This is a genomic window from Chloroflexota bacterium (assembly GCA_018825785.1).
Lineage (GTDB): Bacteria > Chloroflexota > Dehalococcoidia > JACVQG01 > JAHKAY01 > JAHKAY01.
The window spans coordinates 1-3,925 of the sequence record JAHKAY010000051.1; the positions used below are offsets into that span (position 1 = coordinate 1).

At 62.3% G+C, this 3,925-nt stretch carries 12 protein-coding genes; all 12 read left to right on the forward strand.

What is annotated here, in order from left to right; all coding sequences use genetic code 11:
• Positions 1–326, forward strand: a 326-nt coding sequence (locus tag KJ624_07095) for a hypothetical protein (GenBank protein ID MBU2009581.1), incomplete at its 5' end; no start/stop codon positions are given.
• A gap of 212 nt (positions 327–538) precedes the next feature.
• On the forward strand, positions 539–736 hold the full coding sequence (locus tag KJ624_07100; protein MBU2009582.1) for a hypothetical protein: 198 nt from the start codon (positions 539–541) through the stop codon (positions 734–736).
• Between the two features lie 21 nt (positions 737–757).
• Complete coding sequence (locus KJ624_07105) at positions 758–1,012, forward strand: hypothetical protein (protein MBU2009583.1); 255 nt, start codon at positions 758–760, stop codon at positions 1,010–1,012.
• A 17-nt stretch (positions 1,013–1,029) separates the two neighbouring features.
• Positions 1,030–1,392 (forward strand): hypothetical protein, encoded by a 363-nt coding sequence (locus tag KJ624_07110; GenBank protein MBU2009584.1) that lies wholly within the window; start codon positions 1,030–1,032, stop codon positions 1,390–1,392.
• A 144-nt stretch (positions 1,393–1,536) separates the two neighbouring features.
• Positions 1,537–1,725 (forward strand): hypothetical protein, encoded by a 189-nt coding sequence (locus KJ624_07115; GenBank protein MBU2009585.1) that lies wholly within the window; start codon positions 1,537–1,539, stop codon positions 1,723–1,725.
• Positions 1,725–1,892: a hypothetical protein gene (locus tag KJ624_07120; GenBank protein MBU2009586.1), complete on the forward strand. Its 168-nt coding sequence runs from the start codon at positions 1,725–1,727 to the stop codon at positions 1,890–1,892. The genes KJ624_07115 and KJ624_07120 overlap by 1 nt, the downstream gene beginning before the upstream one ends.
• A gap of 21 nt (positions 1,893–1,913) precedes the next feature.
• Positions 1,914–2,297, forward strand: coding sequence for a hypothetical protein (locus KJ624_07125; GenBank protein MBU2009587.1), 384 nt, complete (start codon positions 1,914–1,916; stop codon positions 2,295–2,297).
• Complete coding sequence (locus KJ624_07130) at positions 2,285–2,596, forward strand: DUF2958 domain-containing protein (GenBank protein MBU2009588.1); 312 nt, start codon at positions 2,285–2,287, stop codon at positions 2,594–2,596. Before KJ624_07125 ends, KJ624_07130 begins: the two co-directional genes overlap by 13 nt.
• Positions 2,596–3,012 carry a hypothetical protein gene (locus KJ624_07135; GenBank protein ID MBU2009589.1) on the forward strand — a complete coding sequence of 139 codons (417 nt, stop codon included), beginning with the start codon at positions 2,596–2,598 and terminating at the stop codon, positions 3,010–3,012. The genes KJ624_07130 and KJ624_07135 overlap by 1 nt, the downstream gene beginning before the upstream one ends.
• A gap of 101 nt (positions 3,013–3,113) precedes the next feature.
• The gene (locus KJ624_07140; protein MBU2009590.1) at positions 3,114–3,305 is read left to right on the forward strand and encodes a PRTRC system protein C; all 192 of its coding nucleotides are present in this window, start codon (positions 3,114–3,116) and stop codon (positions 3,303–3,305) included.
• Positions 3,306–3,317: 12 nt separating this feature from the next.
• Entirely contained in the window at positions 3,318–3,539 is a 222-nt protein-coding gene (locus tag KJ624_07145) for a hypothetical protein (GenBank protein MBU2009591.1), read from the forward strand.
• Positions 3,509–3,925: hypothetical protein (locus KJ624_07150; GenBank protein MBU2009592.1), on the forward strand; the 417-nt coding region annotated here is incomplete at its 3' end. The genes KJ624_07145 and KJ624_07150, both read left to right, overlap by 31 nt.

Consider the following 3,925-nt stretch of genomic DNA (forward strand, 5'->3'; position numbering starts at 1 on the left):
ATCTCCATCAGGGGCCGAACCCTGGCCGAAGGCCCTTCAAAAGAGGGCCGTTTGACAGCATCGCCAGGGCAGAATACCTCGCCAACCGCCCTCTCTGGGAGATAGTCGCCATCGGAGTGGGGGCTTTCTCCCACAGGCGGGTCGCTATGGTAAAGCTCCTGGAGAGCAAGCAAATCCTCTGGGTGGAAATACGAGGCAAGCTCAACATCAGCAAGAACAAGCTCAGGAAGCTGACCCGCTATCACAGGGGGGCTATACCTAAAGGAATGGTAGACCAGATGGAGCAACAGGTAGACCAGGCTGTCAAAAGGTTCCTCGGCAATTAAGGCCCTGGCCCAGAGGGGAGGGCTTGGGATAACCGCCTAAGGCGGGCAACCCCCTCAGGCGGACAACCCCCTTCTACGGGGAGGCGAAACCCTCCCCCCTGGGCCGCAGGGTCTTCAATCCAACCCCAGGTGTAGGCATATGTCTACACCTGGGGCCTTTTTTTGTGCCTGTCATACCCCCTGGCGTTCCCAGGGGCGCAAGGAGGTGAGGAATGTCTGAGCCGATGGCTCCTCCCGAGGTTATCGGGCGACTGGCCTTTGACTTCTTCGCCAGCTGGCGTGAGAAAGCCATAGCCCTGGTCTGGTACTGGCGAACGACCTTCAGGAATGTCGTATGGGCAAGGTGGTTCGTCTTCAGGCTCGGCTGGCCACCAATTCGCTATCACGCCTACTTTCTGCTAGACGACTGACCAAAAAAGGGGGGGGAGTAAATGGTCACGAAGAAGCCGAGAGTGCCTCGCTGCGCCCTCTGCGGGCAGACTTTTGCCTCGGACCTGGACGCCCTGGCCCACCGCCTGGTCGCCCACCCCGCGGTGGAGCCCTCCCGCCGGCGCAAGATCACCCGGGTCCGTGCCGCCCTGGCCAGGATCCACCGCCGGCTGGAAGCGATGGGCCTGGACGAGGTCCAGTCCCACCAGGTGGTGCAGGCCCTGACCGAGGAGCTGAGAAAGGCGGGGGTGACTTAAGTGTAAGGAGGTGACCCATGCAAGAGAAGGCTAGAGCAGTCTTGAGGCCCCGGCCGCAGACCCGGGTGGAGGTCCTGCGTCGCTACCCCCGCCTGGTGGCCCACATGATCTGCGTCTCCCTGGGCTATTTCACGCCGGCGGCGGCAGCCGGCGCCCTCCTGGACTACATCCAGGGGGAGACACACGCCTGTGAGTACTACTGCCACATGGCCCAGGGCTGGGACAGGGAGAAGCTCCTGAAGGTGGGACGGGATGTGGTGGAGCGGGCCTTCCGCGCCCGGCACTACCACTACGGCTTCATGGCCCACTATCCGCTGGCGCGCCGGCTCGTCCAGGACGAGCTCCAGGGCCAGGGGCCCACCTTCGCCAGCTGGTTCTAGAGATGGAGCGAGTACCTGACCCCTGTGAGGATTGCGGGGCCGGGCCCTGGACGGCCCTCTTCCTGGGGAAGAGGCTCTGCCTGGGCTGCCTGGCCTCCACTTCGGCAAGGCGCAGGCGGGTCCTGGAAAAGGTAAGGAGGAGGTATGCCGTATCGCAAGCGCACTCTGCGACAGATGACCCCGGAGGCTCGCAAGCTGGCCAAGCTGGTGGGCGAGCTGGAGAGCGTGGCCAGGCGGCTGAAGCACCTGGTGGGCGCGGTCCAGTCGTTCGAGATGTGGGAGCGGGCGGATAAGAAGCGCCAGGCCGCGTTCCCGGAAGGAGGCAAGGAGTAGTGGCTAGGGAAAAGGAAAGCCGCTGGTACTACTTCTTCCCCGGCAATGTCTATGCCTACGGGCCCACCACAGGGTCCTACAGCTCGGAAAGAGCAGTTCGGGAGATGGTCCGCCACGCCTGGAAGCTTAAGCGCCTTCCCAGAGGCTTTCAGGTCTGGCGGGCATAAAACGTAGAAAGGAGGTGAAGTATGAGGGACGACATCAGCATCGGCAGCGCCCCCTGTGAGGAGAGCTGCGTCCAGGTCAACCCCGAGGGCGACTATCACGAGGCCATGCGGGCGGAGTGCCGGCGCTTCCTGGACCTCATCCGGAAGAAGCTGGGGCCGGAGCCCGAGGGGGCAAGGCTCGCTGTCAAGAGCAATCCCCACGACTTCGGCACCTATTACGAGGTTGTCTGCTACTTCGAGGATGGGGATGAGGAGGCCAGGGAGTACGCCTTGCTCTGCGAGGGCGAGGCTCCTACGACCTGGAAGGATGACACGCTCAGCCCGGCTCAGAAAGCGGCCCACGAGGCAAGAAGAGCGGCCAGACGCGAAGAGCTGGCGGAGGAGGCAGCAGAATGCAACTCTTGACCAAGGAGCTGCTGAAGCAGTTCCCCGAGATCGGCGCCACCGAGAAAATCCCCGCGGAGGAGAAGGAGGTGGTGGCCAAGTTCTTCGACCCCACCGGTAGCTGGACCTGGTATGCCGTCGAGTTTGACGGCAAAGACCAGTTCTTCGGCCTGGTGGATGGGTTCGAACTGGAGTGGGGCTATTTTAGCCTGAGCGAGCTCCAGTCCATCAAGGGCGCTTTCGGGCTTGGCATCGAGCGCGACCTCTACTTCGGCCACCCCAAGATCAAGGATGTGCCGGCTCTGCAGGGGCGGCTGTAATGGCTCAGGAGAAAGGGAACTGGCGCCCCCACAATGTGAGAGCCCTGGAGCAGAACATAAGGCAGGTCTTTCAGACAGGCGACATAGGGAAGCTCAACAAACCAACCTACCAGTTCATCACAGGCAGCATGGGTTTCATCGCCCACTACAGCCTCCAGGGTTTCCAGTGCAGCTACGCTGACATCGGCCTTTTCCGCAACATGCTGCAGACCTCTGAGTACAGTGGAGACCCCGGCTACAACCTGAGGTGGGCGGATAAGTACGAGGGAGACCGGAACTTCAACGAATGGTATGGCCCTGCCTACTGCAGGAGTGTTGCGGAAGGCATCAGGGCAATTGTGGCTGCAGCGAGGGAGCAGGGGACGCAGACAGATATGCTCTCGCAGGCAGACCTGAAGCTTGCCGAAGGGAGATAAATGTCAGCCTTCATCGTGAACAAGGCCCATATATCGGCCATGCTCAGGGCACTAATGGTATATCACTATCGGTAATACACCACAACGAAAGGAGGTGAAGCATGGCACGGGTATTCGTGTATGACGGCAGGGAGCACCCCGACCCCGACCCTTCCCTCACGGTGGAAGAGGTCAAGCAGACAATGGCCGGCTTCTTCCCCGAGGTGGCCACCGCCGAGGTCCGCACCTCCCAGAGGGGGGAGGACGCTGTCCACGAGTTCGTGAGGAGGGTAGGGACGAAAGGGGTAGGTTGAAAGGGGCTCAAGATGATCAACCAGGACCTCATCCGGGCTCTTGAGGCGGTCCCGGAGAAGAAGTTGCGCCTCCTGGAGCTGGCTAAGGAGCTGGTCGGCCCTGATGGGAAGCTGGACATGGACCGTGCGGTGGCCAGGGCGGCGGAGGTTGACGCCGCGGTGAAGGAGGCCAGGGCCTATATCTCCGAGACGGAGAAGCTCAAATGGGCACTTCAAAGGCTGTCGGGCCCCTAGTCGCTCTGGGGGAGGCGCTCCGCGCAGTCTCCCGGCCCCCAGCCCTCTCCGTGGTCATCGCCGAGCTGGGGGAGGTGGAGGACTTCGCTTTCTTCCAGGGGCTGGTGCAGGAGTACCTGCCCGAGCACAGGGAAAGCATCCTCGGGGCCGGAGGCATTGGGGACATGGTAGGAGCGTTCGCCCGGGCTTTCGGCGAGCGCTACTTCCCCCTGGCCCACGTGGAAGACGGCTACGTGGAGTCCGTGGGGGACCTGACCAGCTCCATACCTATCTGCGCCCAGGGGCTCGCCTACGATGACTACCATGACTTTCCCAACTTCAGGCCCGAATTTGTCCTGGCGTCCCTCCTGGTGGGCTTCGAGGGGGAAGAGATCATGGGGGGGGAG